The sequence below is a fragment of the Terriglobus roseus genome (genome assembly GCF_900102185.1).
In the GTDB taxonomy this organism is placed as follows: domain Bacteria; phylum Acidobacteriota; class Terriglobia; order Terriglobales; family Acidobacteriaceae; genus Terriglobus; species Terriglobus roseus_A.
Genome location: NZ_LT629690.1, coordinates 1896084 through 1920226, shown reverse-complemented (window position 1 = coordinate 1920226; position 24143 = coordinate 1896084). Strand labels below are relative to the sequence as shown.

Annotated in this window: 18 protein-coding genes and 2 tRNA genes; 5 read left to right on the top strand and 15 right to left on the bottom strand. The window is 56.2% G+C overall.

Translation table 11 applies throughout. The features are described from left to right. Positions 1-96 precede the first annotated feature (96 nt). Positions 97-2304 (top strand): EAL domain-containing protein, encoded by a 2208-nt coding sequence (locus BLT38_RS08190; RefSeq protein ID WP_083344725.1) that lies wholly within the window; start codon positions 97-99, stop codon positions 2302-2304. 17 nt (positions 2305-2321) lie between these two features. Here BLT38_RS08190 and BLT38_RS08185 read toward each other — a convergent pair whose 3' ends face one another. The 7 genes from BLT38_RS08185 to BLT38_RS08155 form a co-directional block, all read right to left on the bottom strand. Further along, on the bottom strand, positions 2322-3065 hold the full coding sequence (locus BLT38_RS08185) for a TIGR03435 family protein (RefSeq protein ID WP_083344724.1): 744 nt from the start codon (positions 3063-3065) through the stop codon (positions 2322-2324). A gap of 66 nt (positions 3066-3131) precedes the next feature. Beyond that, complete coding sequence (locus BLT38_RS08180; protein ID WP_083344723.1) at positions 3132-4565, bottom strand: cytochrome P450; 1434 nt, start codon at positions 4563-4565, stop codon at positions 3132-3134. Between the two features lie 6 nt (positions 4566-4571). Then, positions 4572-5279, bottom strand: coding sequence for a dTMP kinase (tmk, locus tag BLT38_RS08175; protein WP_083344722.1), 708 nt, complete (start codon positions 5277-5279; stop codon positions 4572-4574). Continuing rightward, positions 5276-5623 (bottom strand): hypothetical protein, encoded by a 348-nt coding sequence (locus BLT38_RS08170; RefSeq protein WP_083344721.1) that lies wholly within the window; start codon positions 5621-5623, stop codon positions 5276-5278. The genes tmk and BLT38_RS08170 overlap by 4 nt, the downstream gene beginning before the upstream one ends. Positions 5624-5655: 32 nt before the next feature. After that, complete coding sequence (locus BLT38_RS08165) at positions 5656-6513, bottom strand: response regulator (RefSeq protein WP_231966824.1); 858 nt, start codon at positions 6511-6513, stop codon at positions 5656-5658. A 21-nt stretch (positions 6514-6534) separates the two neighbouring features. Next, positions 6535-7548, bottom strand: coding sequence for a UDP-3-O-(3-hydroxymyristoyl)glucosamine N-acyltransferase (gene lpxD, locus BLT38_RS08160; protein WP_083346994.1), 1014 nt, complete (start codon positions 7546-7548; stop codon positions 6535-6537). Positions 7549-7565: 17 nt separating this feature from the next. Beyond that, the gene (locus tag BLT38_RS08155) at positions 7566-8108 is read right to left on the bottom strand and encodes a DUF6982 domain-containing protein (protein WP_083344719.1); all 543 of its coding nucleotides are present in this window, start codon (positions 8106-8108) and stop codon (positions 7566-7568) included. Positions 8109-8340: 232 nt separating this feature from the next. On the opposite strand from BLT38_RS08155, the gene BLT38_RS08150 reads away from it, so the two are divergent. Together BLT38_RS08150 and BLT38_RS08145 are read left to right on the top strand one after the other, a co-directional pair. Continuing rightward, positions 8341-10377 (top strand): CCA tRNA nucleotidyltransferase, encoded by a 2037-nt coding sequence (locus BLT38_RS08150; RefSeq protein ID WP_083344718.1) that lies wholly within the window; start codon positions 8341-8343, stop codon positions 10375-10377. A 46-nt stretch (positions 10378-10423) separates the two neighbouring features. Then, positions 10424-11053, top strand: a complete 630-nt coding sequence (locus BLT38_RS08145) for a YdcF family protein (RefSeq protein ID WP_083344717.1) — start codon at positions 10424-10426, stop codon at positions 11051-11053. A 71-nt stretch (positions 11054-11124) separates the two neighbouring features. Here BLT38_RS08145 and BLT38_RS08140 read toward each other — a convergent pair whose 3' ends face one another. The 4 genes from BLT38_RS08140 to BLT38_RS08125 form a co-directional block, all read right to left on the bottom strand. Beyond that, complete coding sequence (locus tag BLT38_RS08140) at positions 11125-11751, bottom strand: MBL fold metallo-hydrolase (protein WP_083344716.1); 627 nt, start codon at positions 11749-11751, stop codon at positions 11125-11127. Positions 11752-11824: 73 nt separating this feature from the next. Then, positions 11825-12121, bottom strand: a complete 297-nt coding sequence (secG, locus tag BLT38_RS08135; protein WP_083344715.1) for a preprotein translocase subunit SecG — start codon at positions 12119-12121, stop codon at positions 11825-11827. A gap of 45 nt (positions 12122-12166) precedes the next feature. Then, positions 12167-12251: transfer RNA gene (locus BLT38_RS08130), tRNA-Leu, on the bottom strand. A gap of 72 nt (positions 12252-12323) precedes the next feature. After that, the gene (locus tag BLT38_RS08125) at positions 12324-13055 is read right to left on the bottom strand and encodes an HAD family hydrolase (protein ID WP_083344714.1); all 732 of its coding nucleotides are present in this window, start codon (positions 13053-13055) and stop codon (positions 12324-12326) included. Between the two features lie 182 nt (positions 13056-13237). Between BLT38_RS08125 and BLT38_RS08120 the strand changes: the two genes are divergently transcribed. Beyond that, positions 13238-16117 (top strand): serine/threonine-protein kinase, encoded by a 2880-nt coding sequence (locus BLT38_RS08120; protein ID WP_172838187.1) that lies wholly within the window; start codon positions 13238-13240, stop codon positions 16115-16117. Here BLT38_RS08120 and BLT38_RS08115 read toward each other — a convergent pair. After that, entirely contained in the window at positions 16114-17358 is a 1245-nt protein-coding gene (locus tag BLT38_RS08115; RefSeq protein ID WP_083344712.1) for an FG-GAP repeat domain-containing protein, read from the bottom strand. The two genes, BLT38_RS08120 and BLT38_RS08115, sit on opposite strands and share 4 nt — an antisense overlap. Positions 17359-17487: 129 nt before the next feature. On the opposite strand from BLT38_RS08115, the gene BLT38_RS08110 reads away from it, so the two are divergent. Beyond that, positions 17488-17575 (top strand) — tRNA-Ser (locus tag BLT38_RS08110). A gap of 61 nt (positions 17576-17636) precedes the next feature. Here the strand turns inward: BLT38_RS08110 and BLT38_RS08105 are convergent. The 3 genes from BLT38_RS08105 to BLT38_RS08095 all read right to left on the bottom strand — a co-directional run bounded on the left by BLT38_RS08105 (position 17637) and on the right by BLT38_RS08095 (position 24140). Next, positions 17637-20399: an ABC transporter permease gene (locus tag BLT38_RS08105; protein WP_083344711.1), complete on the bottom strand. Its 2763-nt coding sequence runs from the start codon at positions 20397-20399 to the stop codon at positions 17637-17639. 31 nt (positions 20400-20430) lie between these two features. After that, positions 20431-20775 carry a PadR family transcriptional regulator gene (locus tag BLT38_RS08100; protein WP_083344710.1) on the bottom strand — a complete coding sequence of 115 codons (345 nt, stop codon included), beginning with the start codon at positions 20773-20775 and terminating at the stop codon, positions 20431-20433. 266 nt (positions 20776-21041) lie between these two features. Next, on the bottom strand, positions 21042-24140 hold the full coding sequence (locus BLT38_RS08095) for an efflux RND transporter permease subunit (protein ID WP_083344709.1): 3099 nt from the start codon (positions 24138-24140) through the stop codon (positions 21042-21044). Between the last annotated feature and the right edge of the window lie 3 nt (positions 24141-24143).

Below are 24143 nucleotides of genomic sequence, written 5' to 3'. Positions count from 1 at the left end.
CATGCGATGCCTTATGCTGTGTGCTATACATACCGAGTCTGCTCTGTTGATTCTGCGATGTTTTGAGTTTCGCAAGGCGCCGGGAGGCTGATCCGCATGGCTTCAACAGATGACTGGGTTCCTGCGCCGCTTCCATACAACGAAGCTGAACGCCTTCGCGTTCTGAAGAGTTATTGCGTCCTGGATAGTGAGCCAGAACCTGGTTTCGACTACCTGACGCGGCTCGCGGCGGAACTCTTCCAGGTGCCCATCGTATTGATTTCACTGATTGACGAGCATCGCCAATTCTTCAAATCAGCTGTCGGAGTCAACTTTCGCGAGACTCCGCGTGACACCTCGTTCTGTGCGTATTCGATTCTGGAAAACGAACCATTGGTGGTTCCCGATGCGCAGGAGAATGAATGCTTCCGAACCAATCCGTTTGTGACTGGTGAGCCGAACATCCGATTTTACGCAAGCGCCCCGCTGGTGGGACGCGACGGCATGATGCTTGGCGGCTTCTCCATCATTGATCAGAAGCCGCGCCAAGATTTTTCAGAGCGTGAGCGCGACTGTCTTAAACAGTTCGCAGCCCTGACCGTCCTGATCATGGAGCATCGTCTCTACCCAGAGCGGTTGTCGCGCATCGGCGATGAAATCGTGCAGGCGAATGAGCGTTTTAAGCTCGCCACCCAGGCTGCCACTGAAGGCATATGGGACTGGGATTGCGTGAATGATTCGTTGTATCTGTCGGGTCGTGCGCGAGCCATTGTCGGTGAAGAAGCGGTTGACTGTTATGTGCGTATCGAAGATTGGCTGAAGAAGATCCATCCTGCAGATAGACCGCGAGTCAACACCATCGCTGATATGTATGCGACGGATGCCCTTTCCTTTTATGCCGAGTATCGAGTCATCCATAAGGATGGTCGTTGGCGGTGGATTGCGAACCGAAGCATTGCTGTAAGAAACAGTGAAGGGGAACCGACACGGCTGGTTGGAGCAATGGTGGACATCACGGAACGCAAGACCGTAGATGCTTTAACCGGTCTGGCCACCAGAACCCATCTGCTGGAGCATTTGGAGCGCCTGATGGAATCTGGGTCGCATGCAGAGGAAAATTTTGCGGTCTATGTGATCAATCTAGATTCGTTCAAGCTGTTGAACAGCGGACTTGGCAGAGGGGCGGGAGATAGTGTTCTGCGAGAGGTCGGACTGCGGCTTTCCAAACGAGCATCCGTGCATCCAGACAGCATGGCTGCTCGCCTTTCAGCAGATGAATTTGCGATGGTCCTTGGCGGAAAGCGAAATGAGCATGAGGCACTTCGCGTTGCAGAAGAGTTGAGTGCGCTCCTCGGAAGTTCCATCGCAGTGGACGATAAACGGATCTCACTCTCCGTCAGCATTGGTCTTGCCATGCGGTCTCATCCCTGCAAAAGCTCCAGTGACCTTCTGCAATGCGCGGAAATTGCCTTGGGCGAGGCGAAATTGCACGGAGGCGGCAATAGGCTGGTGTTTTCAGAAAGCATGCGGCATGGGATGCTTCGTCAGCTCGAGCTTTCTTCCGCACTTCACAATGCCATTTCCAACGAGGAACTGGAAGTCTATTACCAACCCAAGCTCCATCTGCCTTCGCGTAAGGTCATTGGGTTTGAAGCGCTAGTGCGATGGCATCATCCGAAGTTCGGCATGATCTCCGCGGAAGAATTCATTGGCATTGCGGAACAATTCGACTTGATCGTTGAACTGGGAACCCTGGTGTTGACGCGCTCTATTGAGCAGTTGGCGCAATGGCGTGATAACGGATTGGTGGACGATGAAGTCTCCATGGCAGTCAATCTTTCGGCGCTTCAACTGGTAGACAGGCGACTCGGCAGGATGTTGCGCGAACTTACTCAGAAACATGGTGTACCGCCACAACGCATCTCTCTGGAAGTTACGGAAGGTGTGTTGATCGATGATACGGAACGCGCCAACGAGATACTGGAAGAGCTAAAGAGTACGGGCGTTCTGCTCGATCTCGATGATTTTGGCACCGGCTACTCTTCGCTTAGTTATTTACAGCGATTCCCCTTTGACGGTCTCAAGGTAGATCGCTCCTTCGTAATGAACATGATGGACAGCCGCGAAAAGGCCGCACTGGTGCGATCAATTATTGCGTTAGCACACGCGCTGCATCTCAACGTGATTGCAGAAGGGATTGAAACGGCAGAGCAGCTAGAGTTGCTTCGAGAGATGGGTTGCGAGTACGGGCAGGGTTATCTTTTTTCAAGACCACTATCTGCTGCTGGCATGGATACATTTCTTTCGACTTCAGCGACAGCATAGATTCGTTCGCCACGGAATCAGTTGTCGGATGGCTTCTCAATGTGATCGATCACTAACACTGGCATTGGCCCTTTCTGCGCTTCGAGCCGCAATCCAAGCTGCTCGCGTATTGCAGTGAAAAGCGAAGGTAGGTTGGTGTCTGAGTTTTGATCAGGACTCCAGTTGAGAACGAAGTCGTAATTTCCCTTCAGATCCGTCTGGTCAATCACATAGCGGCCCAACTGATTTCCAAGGTTAGTCGACAGCTCCTGCATGGGAACACCATCGCCTTTCATGTTCACGCTGGTTGCTGTCTTACGCGTGTTCATACCATGCCCCGGCGTGTCACCGCGAGGCGTAACTTTGGGCTCACCCTTGTCCCGAGTTAGCACATAGACGGGAGATTCGCGTGTCTCCCAATGCGATTTCAGATGAAAACGATCTGCAAGGAGCGACTGGAGCAGGATCTTGAACCGAGCCTGCGTGATCACATCAGGGGAATCAATCTTGGCGCGGATGTCGAATGCATCTTCATCGTCCCAGTTCGGCGCGCCAGCAAGCTGGAATGGCAACAGGCCATAGGCATTACGCAGCAGCGTGCGAGCCGTTGCATTCACTGCAATAAACTGCCCCGGACGCGACAGGTCCAGTTGCGTGTTGCGTTCGCCGGTGTGATTTGGATGGATAACGACTACATCGAAGGATTCGGGTGTCTGCTGCGATGTGCCGAACAGAGCGGCAAAAGCGACAACCGCGACACGAAGATGCGCGAGGACGTTCATACCGATCTATTACGCATCGCCGAGTTTCTGCGATGGTAATTTCTTGCCTGATTTTCGATTTGGATACTAACGCGCGTGCAGGGTCATACGTAGCGGGTACTTAGGCCGAAGCGTGATTTTCTCCTCCACATCCACGGGCTGACCTGCGATCCATTCCATCCGCCATTTCTGTGAAATGTTTGCGAGCAGAAGAACGCCTTCCAACCATGCGAATCCCTCGCCGATGCACTGTCGGGGACCGCCGCCAAAAGGAAAGAACTCAAACTTATCGCGCTTTGCTTTCTCCTCTTCGGTGTGGCGTAGTGGGTCGAACTTCAATGGATCAGGATAGAAACGGGCGTCGCGGTGCAAAACATATGCCGAAAGGAAGAAGTGCGTTCCGGGCGGGAGACGATACGAGCCGACTTCGATGGGTTCAATCGATTTGCGTCCCATTGCCCACGCAGGTGGATAGAGGCGCATGGCCTCCGCGAATACCATTTGCGTGTACTTCAGGTTTGCGTAGTCGTCCAGTGTCGCAGTGCGATCGCCTAGAACTTCACGAATCTCTGCGTACATCGCTTGCTGCTGCTCTGGATGCGTCGATAACAGATACCAGGTCCATGACAAAGCATTCGCTGTGGTCTCATAACCTGCAAGGAAGATGGTCAGCACTTCATCACGAAGCTGTTCGTCGCTGAGTGCCGAGCCATCTTCATCTCGCGATGCCAGCAACATGCTCAACAGATCGTGCCGGTCGGCGTGTTCAGGGTCGGCTGCATTGGCTGCTTTGCGTTCGCGGATAATGCGATTCACCACCTCATCAAGTTTTGCTCGCGACTTTGCAAACCTGCGCAATCCTGGAACGGGAATTTTGTACTTCAGAAACGCTTCTGCGTTTGGAAAACTGACGAGGTAGTTATAGATCGCCATGATGCGATTGCTATGTTCATTGATCTGGCGAATATCATCGTCTACTTCCGTTGCGAAGAGCGTGCGCGCGACGATGTCCAGTGACAGCGTCATCATCTCCGCATTCATATCCACTACATCGCCGTTATGCCAACGGTCGCGCCACAGCTGCGTCGAACGCACCATTTCATCTGCGTAATCGTGGATTCGCTGACGATGAAATGCCGGTGCAACGATGCGCCGAGAGCGTTTGTGAATGGGATCATCGCTGGTGAGAAGACCTTCACCGAGCAATATTTTCAACCGGGTGATGGTGCGTTCCCGCACAAACTTATTTGCCTGATTGACCAGCACTTCGCGAATGGCGGCGGGATCGTTCAGAAAGACGACGTGATTCCCAAACAGCATGTAATGCGAGATGGGGCCACAGTTCTGCGCCATGTACTCAAACAGCAGAATGGGCTTACCAAGACGGGCCCATGGCTTATGCAGATAGAAGGGCAACGTTTTGCGAAGGCCTGGCGGGATGCGCCATTCGCCGGTCTTTGTCGTCAGCGTATGCGCTGGACGAAAGACGTAGCTGTTCTCAAAGTCGATACCGTCGGCCATTGCCAGTTAGACGCGAGAACCGATGCGCAGATGCTCTTCCAGACGCGTTGTTATGATCTCGCGAATCCTTGATGCGATGGCTTCGATGCCATCATCACCTGTGCCGGGGCCGATGAGAGCAACGCGTTTGGGTTCGCGCTTTGCAATGTCTACGTAGGCAGTGTGAACGCGACGATAGAACGCTTCGCCTTCCGCTTCAAAGCGGTTTTCATCTGTGCCTGTTTGCTGGATGTGCCGCTGATTGCGTCGGCTCGCCCGCTCCAGCGCCTTCTCCACATCTGGCAGCAGAAGAATGGTAAGGTTCGGCTGCAGATCGTCGCAGATAGCGCGATGTATGGCGAGAACACGCTCAGAGCCAAGGCCACGCCCTGCACCCTGATACGCCTCACTGGAATCGGTATAGCGATCGCAGAGGATGACGCGACCTTCGCGCAGAGCAGGCAGGATGATCTCGTGAATTGACTGCGCGCGGTCCCCAAACATCAGCGCGAGTTCTGTAAGAGGCGATACCGGATCCTGCGCGCGCGAATCGAGCAGGATGGCACGAATCTTTTCACCCAACGGCGTGCCACCAGGCTGTCGCAGCAACACCGGATCGATGCCACGCTTCTGCAGCCATTCAGCAGTGCGACGAATCTGGGTCGTCTTGCCAGAACCATCAGGACCTTCAAACGTTATGAAAAAGCCGCGCTCTTGCGAAAGGGAATCGTTCACGGTTTCAGGCCCGGCTGGAATGTAACCTGCGACTGCGAAGGAAACTCAATAACAAGCGTCCCTTCCTGGCCTTCGTTCAGGTGCGGTCCCTTTAATGTGTGGTCCTGGTAGGAGGCATCTGTCCACGTCAGCTTCAGATCGCCGGTGCCCAGCAGTTTGAAGCGGTAATGGAAGCTATTCCCATTCGCAATGCGCTGCGTCCCGAAGGTGGCTCCGGGATACTCCACCTGCACCACGTTGATGTCTGCACCAGAGTGGTTGGTGATGGTGGTCTGGATGTAATGCGAATGGCAGCCGGTGAGAAAGACGGCGCTGACGAACGAGGCTGCAGCGATACGGCGCATACGTTGAGGTTAGCAGGTTGATGACGCGAATGTTACGCGACGAAGATAGGAGTCCCACCATTGCGTTCCAGAATGCGTGCGCTCAGCACCACGCCACTGCCGCCATCGTGCAGCATGATGGGGAACGCCAGCACCGACCACGTAGCCGACACTTCCTCAGGGCGGGGTTCCGTCAGCAGGCCACGGCGTGTGCGATCGATATATGTTTCGCGTGTGGTGGAGACGGCGTGCAGAACATCGCGCCAGTCGCGGAGAATATCGCTCATCTCCGCGAACATGTTGCGTCCCGGGAACCATTCGCGGGGCTTCTCAAGGTACGCCGCCGCGCTTTCGTTTACGTAGTGCCATGTGCCTTCGGGATCCAGAATCTGCACCAGAACATCCACCCCAATCGCCATGGCAATGCGGCTGTAATAGAACTCGCGTGCATTCACTACCACTGGCGCACCGCGGCGTTTAGCCTCAAGGCCGCGTAAGGCAGAAAGCAAGTCTTCCGCGGAACTGTGGCCCTTCAGAAGATGCATATCCTCTACACCACCGAAACGGCGCTCCAACGTGGCCGAGAGGATGATGATGGGAACTTCAGGGCGGCGTTGACGGAGCTTTGCAGCGACCGCGGTACCAAATTTTCCGTGGCCCAGGTGATAGTCAAGAACCGCAATGTCCGTCTGCTCAAGGTAGGCGTTTGCCTCCTCGATGGTGCCTGCGGAAAGCACGTCGTACCCGTTCTGCCGCAGGATTGCCGCACGCAGCAACAGGTTGGCCGGGTCATCGTCCAGCAGTAAAACCCGGACACGCGGTCCGCCGTCTGCGTTTGTTGTCGTCGGGATCTCGGTTGCTGTTGTGCTTTGCTCGTCCATGCGCTCAACAGGTCTGATGCGGGGAGGCATGGCATAGTCACCCGCCGGTATTTATTCGGATCGTTCCTTACGCAAGGAACGCAGTTCCCGCACCATCTCCGGCAGGCGGGCAAAGGCTGCTACCGAACGCAGCCAGAGCTTGTTGTCCATGGCCGGGTAGCCGCTGACGACGCTGTTTGCAGCCACATCGCTGGGAATGCCGCTTTGCGCCGTGGCCACTGCGCCATCGCCTACCTTGCAATGTCCGGCGACGCCGACCTGCCCGGCAAGGATGACCCGGCTACCCACTTCGGTTGAGCCCGCAAGGCCAACCTGGGCGCAGAGCAATGTGTCCTGTCCCACGGTGGAGCCGTGGCCCACCTGTACCAAGTTGTCGATCTTGCTACCGTCGCCAATGCGCGTTTCGCCGATGCTGGCCCGATCAACGCATGCGTTCGCCTGCACTTCGACGCGGTCGCCTAGAACGGCAGCACCGGATTGCACGATCTTGGTCCATCCGCCCGCCGTTTCACGAGCGTAACCGAATCCGTCGGCGCCGATAACTGCCCCGTTCTGAAGGACAACGTCATCGCCCAGACGGCAGAATTCCCGCACTACTGCGTGGGCATGGGCGAAGAAACGGTCGCCGATGGTGGCGCCAGCGTAAATGACAGAGTGGGGTAGAACGACGGCTCCCAAGCCAATCGTCACGTCAGGGCCAATCACAACATAAGCGCCGATATGGGCGTCGGTTCCGATCTTTGCCGACGGATCAACTACCGCAGTGGGATGAACACCCGGCGCGTACTTTGGTGCGTGATAGAAGAACGTGATCGTCTGGGCGAAGGCCCTGTAGCAGTTCTTGATGCGGAGCGTAGCCGTGCCGTCCAGCGCGGGGAAATCTGGCTCTACCAGGATGGCGGCGGCGTTGGTTGTCTTTGCCTGCGCGGCGTATTTCGGATTGGCGATAAACGTGATTTCCGAAACGCCAGCGTGTTCAATCCCGGCGACTCCTGTAATCTCTGTATCGCCGTTGCCACCTACCAGTTCGGCACCCAACCGTTGCGCAATTTCCCCTAGCTTCATGCCGTCCATCGTACTCGCTAGTGGGTGCGCGAGTCAGGCGGTAGCGGCATGCTGAATAGGTCTGGTTGCTGCGTTTCCTCCGACGGCATCGGAGTGGAGGTCTTCCGCTTCGACGGGCTGGTGACAACCGCAAGAACCTCCATCTGGTCGATGGCCGCGCGGGGAACGTAAAGCCGCTGTGTATTCCCACGGATGTCGGGTGGCACAAGCTGAACACCCATGTCCTCGACCCAACCATCGGCAAGGGTGAGATCTAAAGAAGCCATGCCTTCCATCCGGTCACCATCACGGAGGGTTAGCCGCAGCCAGAGGCCTTCAGTTCGCGGGCGCGCCAGAAATGTCTTACGTAGCAGTCGTTCCGGGGCAGAGGTGTCGTTCGTGTTGAAGTCGCGCACGAAGGCGGCATACTTTACGTCGGATAGAGGGATGCTCTGAATCCTGCCGCTGAGGTCCAGCAAATCCAGAAAGCCGGCATGGGCGAAGCCGCTGGTGGGTAGATAGCCCCATAACAGACCTGGCGAGAAGCGGCGAAGAACAACCTTTTTCTGCGATCCCGCCATTGCTCTCCCGTTTGGACTCCGCCTGTTGATTATGGCTGGTCGAAGCTATTGTGGCGTTATAGCGTTCTGCCCGCAACAAAATGTGTGCAGAGGGGTATTCAGGGCGACAGCAGCATGCTACACTCAGATTTTGTGCTGAGCTTTTCAGCGCCGCCTAACATGCTGAATTGGCGCTGTTTACCGGCAACGCGCAGGCCACTTTGGACCGGCGCTTTGGAGACTGGAACGGTACATGGCTGATTATATCTATCTGCTGGAAAACCGCCTTTCGCACGCGCAGCAGAAGGCCGTTGGTGCACTCCGCACGATTGCCCGCGAGAGCGACGCTACGATTTTCCTCACGGGCGGCGCAGTCCGCGATCTGACGGCGGGCGCTTCTGTCCGAGACCTCGACCTGACCATTCAGGGCGATCTGTCCAAGATACGAAAAGGCTTAGGGGCCGCTGGATTCGAGATTGTGGGTGAGAATGCACCCGCACATCAGCTTTTCCTGACCTATTCCGGTGGTGTCCGGCTGGAACTCAGCTCGGCCGTTGCCGTTTCGTGGCCGAAGCCGGGGAAGCCGAAATACGAGCCGGGAAGTCTCATCGACGATCTCCGTGGCCGCGACTTTACCGCCAATGCAATGGCGATCTCTCTGAATGAGGGGTCCTACGGCCTCTTGATGGATCCGCTGAACGGCGTTGCGGACATCGAGAACCGCGAACTGCGCCTGGTCAGCAACTATGGCTTCATTGAGGAGCCTTCGCGGCTGATCCGCGCTGCCCGGCTGATGTCGCGTCTGGGGTGGCAGTTGGAAGAGAAAACCCGCCAGCGGTACGAAACCGCCAAGGAAGAGGGTTACATCTCTGCTCTGAGTGCCTGGAATAAGGGATACGAGCTGGAAGAGATCTTCCACGAGGAAGACCCAGTCCGCGTGCTTCGTGCTCTGGAAACCGAAGGCTGGATGCAGCACCTGTTCCCAGCATTGCAATCGGCGAAGGTAAACACCACCTCGCTCTCAGACTTGTATACCCGTCAGGGTGAGTTGCAGATTCAGGGCGTTCTGGGCCACATTGCCGCCATCGCCTTCCCGCTTGTAACGGGCAAGATGTCCTCTGGGGACGTTGCTTCGCTGAAGAAACTGGTCGCACGGCAGGGATTTGTCCGTGAGATTGAGGCTCTGGATGCGCGTGTGAAGGATTTCGCGGCGAAACTCAGCGCAAAAGAGGCCGCCACACCGTCCGCTGCCTGGAAGTTACTTCACGCGACTGAACCGGATCTGGTTCTTGCTACATACTTCAGCAGCAAGAGCGCTCCAGTGCAGGCACGTCTGAAGACCTTCCTGACGGAATCTCCGAATGCGCGGCAGCGTATCCCGTATCAGTTGCTGACGGAGATGCGTATCACTCCGGATCTGCCGGGGTACAACGAACTCCTGGATAAGCTGTTCTTTGAGCTGATGGATGGGCGACTTGCGACTCCGGAAGAGATGAAGGCGTTCCTTGAGCCGTATTCTCCTCCGGCGCCCCCGCCGCCGCCAAACCTGCGCCGCGCTCGTGCGCGCAAGGAACCCAAGGGACGTGGCAAGAAGAAGGCTGCGGAACTCGATATCGATGGTTCCGACTTCGAAGGTATGCCTCTTACCGTTGCTGCCGAAGAAGAATTGGCTGGCCTCGAGACCGGACTGACGGAAGAGGGAGACCTCACCGGCCCAGACCGTGGTCCTGAGCCAACCGAAGAAGAGCCGATTGAAAAAGTGGCTCCGCTTCCGACGAAGGCAGCAAAAGATAAGAAGGCAGCGAAGGTCGTTGCGGAGAAGAAATCTCCCGCAGCGGCACCTGCCAAGACGGCTCCAGCAGCGAAGCCTGTAGTGGCCGCGAAGCCCGCTGCTCCTGCGAAGAAGGCGGTTCCTCCGGCCAAAGCACCGGCACCGGTCAAAGCTGCCATTCCTGCGAAGAAGGTAGCTGCCAAGCCGGTTGCTCCGGCAAAGAAAGCGCCTGCTAAGGTCGTTGCAAAGACGGTTGCTGCTAAGCCCGTGAAGAAAGTTGCTGCTAAGCCCGTGAAGAAAGCAGCCCCGGTGAAGAAGGCTCCTGCTAAACCAGTCAAGAAGGTTGTAGCAGCAAAGCCGGTCAAGGCGGTCGCTAAGAAAGTCGTAGCAGTAAAGAAGGCACCGGCCAAGGTAGTGAAAAAGGCCGTGCCGGTTAAAGCTGTGAAGAAGGCGGCACCAGCCAAGAAGGTCGTGGCAAAGCCCGCAAAGAAGGCGCCTGCGAAGAAGTCACGCCGGTAAGAGAAAAGAAAATCAATAGAGAAGGGCGGCGTGCTAGGGTTGGCCTATGCGCCGCCTTTCTCTTTGGCTTCTGGGCATTGTCGTCTGTGCCGCTCTTCTGTATTTCCTTGTGCCGACCGTCTCATACGAGACGATTTCCAGTCACAATACCGACGCAAACCACTTCGATACGTTGATCGTCCTGGGACATCCTGCACAGGCTGATGGATCGCCCGATCCGGAGATGCGGGAACGGGTGGAAGAAGCCGTGCGAGAGTACCGCGCCGGTGTGGCTCCAAACATCATCATGACGGGGGGCCCAGCCCATAATCACTTTGTCGAAGCAAAGGTGATGGCGGATCTGGCAGAACGCGAGGGTGTTCCTGCGACTGCAGTGATTGAAGAAGACAAGGCGCAGGACACGATCCAGAACATTTGGTATAGCCGCGCGATCATGCAGCAAAAGGGATGGAATTCCGCGGAGGTGATCAGCTCCGCGTATCATCTGCCCCGAACGGCACTCATCCTTGAGCGCTATAAGGGCCCATTGGCCTTCTCGTGGCGTACCCACGCATCATTGTGGCCAGTCGAGTACGGATGGCAGAAACGTATTCAATTCCGTTGGCATGAGGCGCTCGGTACTGTGAAGCTCCGCCTTTACGGCTTTGGCAATCGCAAGTTTTTGCCTCAACCGTAAGGAATCAACCTAATAAACAGGGCACGATTCTCGTCAAGCATTACTTTTGAAAACGCCGTTAAGTAGCTGAATTATCGAAGGAACGGGTTTCGCACAGCCTCATGTTCAATGGTTGTCTCGGAACCATGTCCCGCGATGACACGAGTCTTCTCTGGCAGCGGAAGCAGCTTTTCGCGAATAGAAGTGATGATCTGTTTGTCGTCGCCGCCTGGTAGATCTGTTCTACCGATACCTTCGCGGAAGAGGGTATCGCCAGCCAGCAGCAGGCTGCTCTGCGGAAAGTAGAGCGAGATGCTGCCTTCCGTATGGCCCGGAGTGTGAAGAACCTCTCCGGTTTCGGAGCCGACCTGCAGCTTCATGCCCTCGAGTGCTTCTATGTCAGGCGGTCCTGTTTTGGGGACGGGAACACCCATCCATGCGGCCTGCTGTTCCATCCACGAAAGCTGGAAGATGTCCGCAGGATGGAAGACGACCGGTGCTCCGGTTTGCTCTGACAGAAGCTTTGCTCCGGCAATGTGATCCAAATGGCCGTGTGTGACAACAATCTGACGCAGCTTGAGATTGCGGGCGGCGAGGAAGCCGACGATGCGCAGGATGTCTGAGCCCGGATCAACGACCGTGGCGTCCGACGTCACGGAATCGAAAAGAATGGAGCAGTTGCAGCCAAGTGGGGCGACGGGGAAGGTTTCGCGCTGCATGAAGTCCTCCTGGGCAATGAGAAAAGGGTGTAGGCAGCGCCCACACCCTTCCAAAAATCAGTACGTTCCGAGATTACTTCTTCGGTGTGGTTTGCTGTGTCTTGATGCCGGAGAGTACCGAACGATCGTTGGTGCGCGACATCAGAATCGTCAGGCTGATCGACGTGAGCATGAACAGAACTGCGGACCAGGTGGTAAGGCGTGTCAGCAAGTTTGCTGCGCCGCGCGGACCAAAGGCTGTCTGTGATCCGGCTCCGCCGAAAGCTCCTGCCAGATCGGCGCTCTTGCCCTGCTGAATAAGGACAACACCAATCAGGAACAGACAAACGATCACATGAAGAACAATGAGGAATGCTACGAGGAAGGTCATCAGGTGTGTTGCCGTTCAGGCTGTTCTTTCTAGAAAAGTGTGGAGTGGTGCGGAAGACGGGACTTGAACCCGTATGGAATTACCCGCTAGCACCTCAAGCTAGTGCGTCTGCCAATTTCGCCACCTCCGCATCGGTTACACGAGACTTACTGCGTGTCCGGCGTGTGCGCCATCCAGAACGAAGTATAGCAGAGAAATGGCTTCACCCAAAATGGTGCAAAAGCTCTCGAAAGTTTGCCAGATGCAACAGTCGTCGGCCGGCCTTTGGGCTTCCAATGGGTTCGCGTTCCAGAACCCAAGTGCTGGGATGCGGAAGGTATACAGCGTGCATTCCGGCAGCGAGTGCGGGGTTGGTATCGCTGCGCGGACTGTTGCCAATCATCCAGGAATGGGCGGGGTCGCAGTCGTAGCGTTGCAACAGTGTTTCGTATGCTGCGGTGTGTTTTTCATGCAGTACTTCTACATGGTGGAAGTGATCGGCAAGTCCAGAACGCAATAGCTTGCCGTGCTGTTCTTCATGGTCGCCTTTGGTGACCAGAATCACGGTGTGCCTCTCAAAGAGACGGGGAAGCGTCTCCTGTACGCCATCCAGCAGAGTGAGATCTGCTGAACGAATACTCTCCGCGCAGCCTGCAAGCTGAGTTGCAATCTCGTTGGTGCATATCGAGCCGGTGAGATGTTCGTAGCTGGCAAGCAACGAGTGATGGAAGGCTTTGGTGCCATAACCGTGCGAGTGCACGCGAGAGGCTTCCAGTGCATCGAAAGCCGAACGTACTTCTGCATCGTTCAGCTCTGCGTGATCAACGATGCGTATGAACTGTTCGATGGCGCGTTCAAAGTAGATATTGTTCTCCCACAGTGTGTCGTCCGCATCGATCATGAGGACCTGCGGCGAGGGCGAGGGACAGAAAGCTGAAGGATTGAAAGCGTTCATGAACGGTCGATTTCGCCTCACACAAAGGAGGGAGACTTTGGGGTGGAAATTGCCATCGCAGCAGGGAGTTGCGACGCATCTACAGTATATGATTGGCCCGTGGGCTAGGGGATAAGTGTCGCGGAAGCTCTAGCTTCCAGTGATACTTTCCGATTCGCATTCCAATGGGGAAAGGGAATCAGATGGAGGGTCTCGGCCCACGACAGTACGGGCCCTACGTCGTACTTGAACAGATTGGCTCTGGTGGCATGGGAGCGGTGTATCGTGCTCGGGATCGTCGACTGGAGCGCGACGTTGCCATCAAGGTGTTGCATCGCAACCTGGAAATGGCTGGTGCACGCGAGCGCTTTCTGCGCGAGGCCCGCGCCGTTTCCTCGCTGAATCATCCGAACATTTCCACCATCTTCGACATTGGCGAGCAGGATGGCGATCCGTACTTGGTGATGGAACTGCTGCATGGTGAGTCGATCAAGGATCGATTGCACGATGGCGTGCCTGTGTCAGAGGAGGAACTGATCTCAATTGCTACGCAAGCAGCGCAAGCTTTGGCTGCGGCGCATGCGAAGGGAATTGTGCACCGTGACATTAAGCCGGCGAACCTTTTCCTGGTGGATGGCCCTCATGGCGAGCCGCAGCTCAAGGTATTGGACTTCGGCCTGGCGAAGGTGGAGCACGATCGGATTCTGCTTGGACCTTCGGGGCTGACGCGTACTGGTGCAACCGTAGGCACAGTGGAATACATGTCGCCCGAGCAGGCACGCGGAGAAGATTTAGATCCTCGTTCCGATTTGTTCTCGCTGGGCGCAGTCTTGTATGAATTGGCGACCGGTGACGTTCCGTTTCGCGGTGCAACCAGCGCTGTTGTGTTTTCGGAGCTGCTAGGGTCCGATCCGATCCCACCCCGTAAGGTCAATACGGAATTGTCGCCGGGGATGGACTCCATCATTCGGCACCTTCTGCAAAAGAAGCGCGAGAATCGTATTCCTTCTGCAAACGCGTTACTTGAGGAACTGCGAAGGTTGAAGGAACCTTCAGGTTCTTGGCCGCGCAGCAATTCGAAGCCGGTATCAACTTCCTCGCATGCCCGCGCCGCTTCTTCTGCCCGACTATCTCGTGATCCCATAACGGTGTCTGATCCGACTGCAAGGAGCGTACGTGGACATGCGCCGTCGGGCAGCAGAGCATCCGCTTTACATACCGCGTCGAGGACTTCTGCATTAAGAGATGCGGTACGTGAGCCAGCTCTTACTTCCACTTCTTTGTCTGAGCATGAGGCCGTGGACGGAGGCGTACGCTGGTGGATTCCGGCCACGGCAGTAGCAGTCATTTTGGCAGCAGTGGGTGTTTTTCTGTTCCTGCGTCAGCGCGGGAGTGCGGTTGGTGGGCAAGGTGTGGTCAGCACGGGATTGCAGGTGACGCGGTTTGATAACAACACCGGCGATAACGTTCTGCAGGATGTTCCTGCGATTGCCATGCAGATTCTGTTGCGCGAAATGCCTTCGCTACATGTGACGGGATATGCGCCTGCGCTGAATTCGAATGATGTTGACGGACTGGATATCGCACGGCGAAGTGGTGCAGATGCGTATCTGACCGGCAATATCTCGCGCGATGGCAACAGTTATCACATCCACGCGGAGATACTGCGGACATCAGACAGCGGGAATCTGGCGACAGAAGACGTAGATGCCTCGTCCGCAGTGGAGATTCCAAACGCACTGAGCCGCCTTGCTGTAGCGCTGCGAACGCATCTTGGAGAAAGCCCGGATCAAGCGGCCGCGAATACTGTGCCGTTGGCCAGCGAGGCTACGAATTCACTCAATGCGTTAAGCCTGTACGCAAAAGGGATGGCCTATCTGCGGGCTGGTCAGATAACGAATGCGATTGACGAGTTGAATCGCGCCCTTGCAGATGATCCGGGTTTTGTACCTGCGCGACTCGCACTTGTGGAAGCCTTGCGCGAATCAGGCGCGGAGGTAGAGCGCCTTCATGCAGCGGCTACGTTGAAAGCCGCCGCAACCAAGGGGAGTCCCTGCCAGCAAAATCGCATCACTTACGAAACAGCAGACACACCGAATGCGACAACGGAAGCCGCACAAGCCTGGAGCAATCTGTGCAGCCTGCAACCAGAAGCTCAAGTGGCGATGGTGCGTTCACTCCTTGCAGCTGGGCGTACTGCGGAAGCTGAAAGCACGGGGGCGACTGCCGTTGAACTCGATCCTGCTGGACGCATCGCCGTATCAGTAGCGACAGAGGCAATGATCGCGCAAGCGCACTATGAATCGGCTCAGAAAGAACAAGGAAGGGCTGCAGGCTTAAACGCGGCTTCGCCAGGGCTGGCATTACTCGCCGCGTATCTACGGGGCGACCGTGCGGCGGAAACGCAATGGGCTGCAACCGCCGCGGCATCCAATACGTTTAACGACAGTTGGTATTACCTGAGTTACCTGGGAGATCGTGGCCGCCTTGCTGAGGCGCACAGCTTTGGTGCTGCCGCGGTTACACGACTGAGTGGGCAGCCGGAGATTGCCTCGTCCGCATTGCTCTTGCGTGCACGATTAGACGCCATGGAAGCAATGGCTGGGCACTGCCACAACGAACCGGTTGCTGTGGCAAATGCAGGTGACGGCGCGAAATTCTATGCGGGTCTTGCACAGGCATGGTGCAAGCACTCCACCGACAATGCTCTTGCTGATCCAACACAACAGACATTGATCCGCGCCGCGCTGCTGTGGAGTACGGGCGACGCGCAGGGAGCATTAAACCTATTGCAGGAAGACAAGACGAGTTCACAATCCACCGTGGCTACGCTGCTTCGTGGCGAGTCGCATCTGAAGCTTGGTCAGCAAGTTCTCGCTATCGGGGATTTCAGAGCTGCGCTTACACGGCGCGGCGAGGCACTGCTCACAGGGACACTCGTGTATCCCGTGGCACAGGCAGGGTTGGCGACTGCTTATCGCACGATGGGCGACGATCCGAACGCGAGTCGCGCTGAAGATGATTTGAAAAGCCTCTGGCAGGACGCCGACCCATCAGAGCCGCTGCTTCGTGGATCAAACTAACGGCGTGTGTTTTTCGTTGACGACTTGGTGAGATTTTCTGCCAAAAACAATCCCGATTTGTTTGCGCTGATCAGGTCGATGTCGCCGTCGCCGTCGATGTCCACGGCTACTGTTTGAACTCCGCCGCCCATCCGCCCTCCGTAATCAACGATGTGGCGAACCCACTCCACCCCGCCGTTCTGCGCGGTTGCAGGTGATACCTTCCGCCATTCATACCAGTAGATTCCTACCGGTTCGCGCTCACCAGGATCGCCTCCGTTGTGCGCAAAGTATCGCTTGCCGATTACAAGGTCCGGCTGTCCGTCGCCGTTCATGTCGACCAACTGTGATGCGTGCGCCTGGGACCATGAACTATCGATCACATGTTGAACGAAATGGCCATCTGCGGTCTGCTCGTACCATGCCAAGCCGTAGTCGTGTGCCATACCGGTCACCATGTCCTTGCGGCCATCGCCATTGATGTCCAATAGGTACATGTAGCCAAACTGTGCTCCGGCACGCTGCGCGGCAGCTGAAGGTTTCACTTCATCCGCAGGTGTGCCCGAAGGGGGGATGTACTTCCATCCCCAGTCCATGGGGTGAAACTTCCAAAAGCCCTCAGCTCGGACATCCATTGGCGCTTCCAGCCAACCCTTAGGAGTGAGGATGTCGTTGCGGCCATCACCATTCATATCGCCAACACCGATGCCGTGGCCATAGCTCTGCGGCGCAACAACATGCTTGATCCACTTCCCATCACGGTGCTCAAACCATGCTGCCGGGGCATTGGGGCGATCGAATTCCGGTAGTAGTTCGTTAGCTCTTCCGTCGTTATCAAGGTCAACAAGAAAGGCGAACTCTGTAGGACCGCTATTATCGATCTCGCTTGCTTTCCATTCGCCACCCGCCTTGCCAGGGTTCTTCAGCCAAACGATATTGTGCGCGAAATAGCTGAACTGAATGATGTCGGTCCAGCCATCACCGTCGACATCCATTGCAAGGTCAGCAAAGTTGTCGATGTATCCGTTGGCATAGTTGATGGAGCGTAGGGGATGTTTCGTCCATCCGGGCGCTTCATACCAGCTTTCTCCCGAAACGATGTCCAGCTTGCCGTCGCGGTTCACGTCTGCAACGGTCACCGTCTCACCGTAGCCAGGGTCGATCATCTGCACGCGAAAGGCGATATCCGCTGGGCGGCTTGCACCAAGAAGGGCTGCGACGGAGACGATCGCAGCAAGGGAAGTGGGAGCTGGCCAGCGCATGAACAGAGTGCCTTCGATTCCTGAGAATGCTATGCGCGGCCATTCTAACGGTTACGGCGCGGAAGATGGCAACACGCAAACGAGCGACAAGCAGCGACACGCCTCAGCATGCTAAGATAGCCAAGAAGCGGAGAGATGGCCGAGTGGCTTAAGGCGCACGCTTGGAAAGCGTGTATACCGCAAGGTATCCAGGGTTCGAATCCCTGTCTCTCCGCCACACCTTCCGCTTAAATCCCTGAAATCAAAGTCGCGAAACGGTCTGGCGACCTTTTGCGTTTTTATTCGTAACGCAGAGCTACCATCGGGTCGATGGCGGCAGCGCGTCGTGAAGGCAACCACGCCGACACGATGGTGACTGCAGCAATGCCAAGGGTGGCCGCGGCAAATACGATGGGATCGAACGGACTCATCTGGTATAGCTGCGATCGCAGAAGGCGTGCAGTGATCAGCGTGAGTGGGAGTCCCAAGAGCAGGCCTCCCAGCAGCAGAAGCAGAGATTCACGAAGCACCATCCATTGAACTCCTGAGTTGCTGGCGCCTAATGCCATGCGAATGCCGATCTCGTTGGTGCGCCGTGTCACGTTGAAACTCATTACGCCGTACAGACCAATGGCTGCAAGAAGAACCGCGAGTACAGCGAAGGCCAATGTCAGCCTTGAAATCAAGGTCTCAGTGCTGGTGAAATCACCCAGATGTTCTTGAATGGTGTGCACCTGCAGCAACGGAAGATTGGGATCCACGGAGACAATCGCATTACGCAATGAATGTGTCATGTCTGACGGTTCGCCAGCGGTACGGACCAGCACGGTAGGCGCTATCGAGTTCAGCGTTCCTTTGCCTTCAGTGCCGGTGAGTTGAAAGAGCGGAAGATAGACCAAAGGCTCTGGAGCGGAACGCAGATCGAGCGAGCGTGAGTTGCGAGCGATACCCACAATGCGCCATGCACCGGGCGTGTCCAGATCAATCTGCAGCGTCTGCCCTATGGCGTTGCCATGCGGATAGTACTTATCGGCAAGTGCTTGATTGATCACTGCAACTTTCATACTGGTGGCGGTATCGGTGGGATTAATGCTGCGACCGCCAATGATCTCGTTGCCAGTTGTTTCAAAGTATTGACCAGTAACGCGCCGCAGCGTAGCGCCCACCTCCTCACGTGGTGCCGGTGTGTAGCCAGAGGGATGGAAGCTGGAGCGCCAGGAGGAAGTACTAATGGGCGGACCATCGGCGAGTGCAACGGATCGCACGCCCGGGACTGCAGCAATGGTTTCCAACAGCCGTTGATTAAGTGCGGGCAGACGTTCGGGTGTGTAGCCTGCGATATCCGGTTGTATCTGAGCGACGAGTAAGTGAGTGCGTTCAAAGCCCAGGTCCTGGCTTTGCAGATTTCGTAGCGTGCGTATGAACAGGCCCGCGACGACCAACAGTAGAAGCGCCAGAACGACCTGCACAGTGATCAACGCCTTCGGCCAGAAGCGCGCCGAATTGCCGTCGGAGCTGGCAGATGTTCGTGCGCCGGGTGCGAGTGTTGTCGCGTTGGATGAGCGTGCGAATTGCAATGCCGGAGCCAATCCGAAAAGAAGTCCTGCAATGACAGATATGGCAAAGGTGAAGGCAAGCACCGAAGCCTCAGGATGTGCGCTAAGGATGCTGGCAGGGACTCCGTGCATCACAAACGCAATCAACGCGCGTGTCGCAAGAAAAGCTACGCCGAGGCCTAGTGCACCGCCCGTAAGCGATAGCAGCAGAGCTTCCAGAATGCTCTGGCCGAGGATACGGCCACGACTGGAACCCAGCGCCAGTCGTGTGGTGACTTCGCGTTGGCGAGCAATCGCACGTGCCAACAAGAAGTTGGCAAGGTTGGCGCATGCAATCAGAAGCACTACCCCGACGATGACCGCGAGAATCAGCAGGGAATCGCGATATCGGCTACGAAGGTACGAGAGGCCTTTGTCTGCTGGTGTCAGGCGTACGGTAAGGTGTTCGATCTCCTGTTCGCGGGCCGGAGGAATGTTTGTGCCACTTGCTGTGCGCACCTCCGTACGAATCTGACGGTCAAGCCACTGCTGGTCTGCGCTAAGAGCATTCTGCGGATTCCGTCGAGCCACCATGTCCAGAAAGAAGTGGTCCGGATGCAGTATGTCAGGCTGCATCATGATCGTGCTTGCCATCGTAACGGGAAACCAAAAGTCATTTTGCCGGGCACCTTGCTTCAGATCATGGAATGGCTCCGGCATGACACCGACAATGGTGAAGGGAAGCCCGTTCACCGTGATGCTCTTACCAACCGCATCAGTGTTAGCGGACAGAGATTGCATCCAGAAGTGGTAGCTTATGACGGCTACAGCGTTGCTACCGGGAGCGGTGGCGTCATAGCTCTCAATCGTGCGGCCCAGCAGTGGCGCTGCTTGCAGCACCTGGAAGAAGTTGCCAGTAACCAGCTTGCCGGGAGCCTGAACAGCACTGGCGAGGCCGGGGATACGAACATTCACCATTGGCGCAAAGCTGCTGTAGGCTGCTATGCCTTGGAATGGGCCGGGGTCTTTTTGCAGGTGCCTGGCGAAGTCATAGGTGAACAGGTCGGCCGTTCCCATATCCACGCCGCCAAGGATTCCACCGGATTGGCCTATGCCGAAGGCAAATAGCTCCTGGGGATTGCGTACAGGCAACTGTTGCATCACTACCTGACGTAGCAGTGTGAAGATGGCGGTGTTGGCCCCAATGCCGAGTGCCAGTGAGAGGATGGCGACTGCGGTAAATCCCGGACTGCGAAGCAGCGTGCGGATGGCGTAGCGAAGATCTTGCAGCAGGTTCTCCATGTGTGTCTCCCATCCCACGGAACGTATGTGGTGTTTCACGGTGTTGGTACTGCCCATTTCCACGCGTGCCAGGTGTTCAGCCTGTTGTGGCGAATGTCCACGTCGTTGTTTGTCAGCAATGGACTCATCGAGGAAGCCCTGTAGTTCGTCGTCAAGGTCGCGTTCCACGTTGTCAGAACGCAGCAGGCTCTTTAGTCCACGGATCAGGTTGCTAAGCATCGGCATGATGGGCCCTCGTGACTGCGGGACGAAGTGATCAGGCTTCAGATGTGGCCTTGGCGTTGGTCATAATGCGAGCGATCGCAGAGACCTGGCGGTTCCATGTCTCTTCTTCTGCTGCGAGCGCCTTGCGTCCACGAGCGGTGAGCTTGTAGTACTTTGCGCGACGGTTGTTCTCGCTATTGCGCCATTCGCTCTTCACGCTTCCGGCTTGCTCCATACGTGCCAATGCAGGCAGCAACGAACCAGGATTGACGCGGAAAACTCCCTGACTGACTTGCTCAATACGAGTGGCAACGCCATAACCGTGTGTCGGTTCCAGGGCGAGGGTTTTCAGGATAAGCATCTCCAGAGTGCCCTGAACTACGTCTTGCTGCCCCATGCGTAACTTCCTCCCGACCGTCAAGAGGTGCCTCCTCTTGATGGTCAAAGGGTCGCAGAATTCCTCTTGGTGGTCAAGAGGTAGCGAAATGTGGGTTCAAGTATCTGGATTTGGTTACGCATACGTACACTGGCTGGAACAATCAGATGTTCCAGCCAGTGGTGTTAGAACGAATATGTTGTTGTGGCGATGTCTAAGAACGGCGGCAAAGAACAAAATCGTCCGGTAGGGAAGTTTAAGACTTCGCCTGCCGGACGATAAATGGTTTAAACGGTTTCTTCTTCGAAGTTCTTTGGAAGCCTTCGAGCCATCAGTGGGGTAAGGCACAGGATGGAGAAGACAGTGGTGATCATGCCACCCACCACCACACGAGCCAGTGGCTGTTGTGCCTGTGCTCCGATACCGTTGCTGATAGCAGCAGGCAGAAGACCGAGGCCAGCCGACATACATGCCATCAGAACCGGCCGCATTTCATCAAGACAACCTTCACGGAGGCCATGACGTGCACCATGACGTTTCTGTGCCCGACGGATGCCGGACAGGAACACCACAGCACCCAACGTTGCCACACCTGTCAGCGATGTAAACCCTACCGCTGCCGAGATGGAAAACGATGTGTGTGTGATGAGCAATGCCAGAATGCCGCCAATGGCTGCGAAGGGAAGGGTCGCCAGCACGATCACCGCATCCAGCCACGTGTTGAACTGCGTATACAAAAGGATCAGAATCGCCAGCAGGCTGATCGGAATGATCACTGACAGTCGTTTCTGCTCCTTCTTCAACGAGTCGAATTCACCAGCCCATGCGTAGGTATAGCCATTGGGAAGCTGAATCTTTTGTTTCAACTGCGCTTGCAGATCGGTGATTGTCGCAGCAAGATCGCGTCCGCGAACGCTGAACTTGATGGGAATGTAGCGACGGCCCGCTTCACGGAAGATTTGGAAGCTGCCTTGGCGCACGCCAATGTCTGCGACCTCGCTGAGCGGCACGGAAGATCCATCGCCGGCGGGAAGAAGAATCTTGCCTACCGAGTCAGGATTATCGCGATAGCTCTTGGGATAACGAACGGTGATATCGAAGCGACGGTCACCTTCGATCAATTGCGTGACAGCCGACCCGCCCACGGCAGCCTGCACCGCAGCGTTCACATCTGCAGGAGCAATGTTGTAGCGTGCGGCCTTAGCACGATCAACGCGAATGACCAACGACGGCTGGCCATCGACCTTGAAGATGCCAACGTCCTGTACACCCTGCACCTTCTCCATCACGTTCTGTACGGCGACAGCCTGCTTCGAGAGTTGGTCGAGATCGTCACCGAAGATCTTCAGTGAGTTCTCGCCCTTCACGCCGGACATGGCTTCTTCCACGTTGTCCTGAATCTGCTGAGAGAAGCCGAACACGACACCGGGATATTTGCTGAGCGCGTGTTGCATCTGCTCAATCAACTTCTCCTTGCTGCCATGGACATCTGCAGGCCAGGTGCTTTCGTCCTTTAGATCAACGAGGAATTCCAGGTTGTTGAAGGTGGTGACGTCTGTTCCGTCGTTCGGACGGCCAAGTTGCGAGACTACCTGCTTCACTTCAGGGAAACGCTGGAAGTCTTCGCGAAGACTGTCGACTGTGGTGGAAGCCACATCAAAGGAGACATCCTGCGGCAACGTTGCACGCACCCACAGGTTGCCTTCTTCGAGAGGAGGCATAAATTCGCCACCAACTCCGTAGACAAAGATGAAGCCCGAGATGATGAGTGCAATGATCGCGACTCCCCACACAAACTTGGAGCGACGCAGGGTGAGCGAGAAGATGCGGTTGTAGTGATGACGGAAGAAGTTCGACAGCCATGTACCTTCACCAGCATGTGCATCGTCTTCTTCCGGACGTGCTGGCGGTGGTCCCTTCGGAGCCAGCACCATTGCAAGCACCGGTGCAAAGACCAGACCGAAGAGTAGCGCTCCGATCAATGCAAAGCCGTACGTGACCGACATGGGCGCGAAGATCTTGCCCGGTACACCTTCCATGGTGAACAGCGGAATGAATGCCACCAGGATGATGACAGTGGAGAAGAGAACAGGACGTGATGCCTCCTGCACACCCTCAATAATGAGGGTGGCAAGATCGTCTTCCGGCAATCGCCGCGACAGTTTGCGATGGATGTTTTCCAGCACCACGATCGAAGCGTCGACAAGGATGCCGAAGTCAATCGCGCCGATGGAGATCAGGTTTGCGGAATGGCCTGTCATGGCCATCATCGAAAACGCAAACAACACGGCGAAGGGAATCGTTGCCGCAGCGATGATAGTCGTGCGTACATCGCCGAGCATGAAAAGCAGGATCAAAGTCACGAGCACGAGGCCCGTAATGATGACATGCTTCACCGTGTGTTCGGTGCGATCGATCAGATTGGTTCGATCGCTAATGGTGTCGATGTGCATGCCCGGTGGCAGCAGGCCATGATTCAGATCGTGAATCTTAACCTTAAGAGCTTCCAGAGCGGGGATTGACTCTTCGTTCTTGTTGAGCAGAACGATGCCTTCCACCGCATCAGGATCATGGTTGCGACCGATCTTGCCCATGCGCTGTTGCGAACCGATCTTCACATCCGCAACATCGCCAACAAGAACAGGTACGCCGCGATTGCTGGCGACGACGACCTGTTTGATGTCGTCCACCGTATGCAACTGGCCGACAGCGCGTACATTGACACTCTGTTCGCCAAGTGAGATGTAGTTGCCACCCGCGTTGGCGTTGGAGTTCTGCACCGCAGCCGTAACCTGGGGCAACGTTACACCGTGTGCCAGTAGCTTCTGAGGGTCGGCTTCAATCTGGTACTGCTTGACATCGCCGCCGAAGGTGGTGACGTCGATGATGCCGGGAACCTGCTTCATCTCACGCGTCACGAGCCAGTCCTGCGTGGCTGTGAGGTCGTACAACGTGTACGGGCCGGTTAGCTGATAACGATAAATTTCGCCGATGGGTGACCATGGCGAAAGCTGCGGCTGCAAGCCATTGGGAAGCTGCAACAGTTGCAGACGATCCAGCACTTCCTGCTTGTCGTGAAAATAGTCACTCGTAAAGGTGAAGTACAGCTTCACATCGGAGAGGCCAAAGATGGAGATAGAGCGGATTCCATCGAGATGCTGCACGCCGTACAGCGCAGTTTCGACGGGCGCCGTAACCTGCTGTTCCATCTCCTCGGCGGACCAGGCAGGATTCTGCGTGATGATTTCAACCAGCGGTGGCGAGGGGTCGGGATACGCCTCGACGTCAAGCTGCATGGCGCCAAAGGTTCCTGCGACCAGCATGCATGCCAGCACAATCAGAACCAGCGCGCGCATGCGCAGAAGAATGCGAATGAGAGCAGACATCGC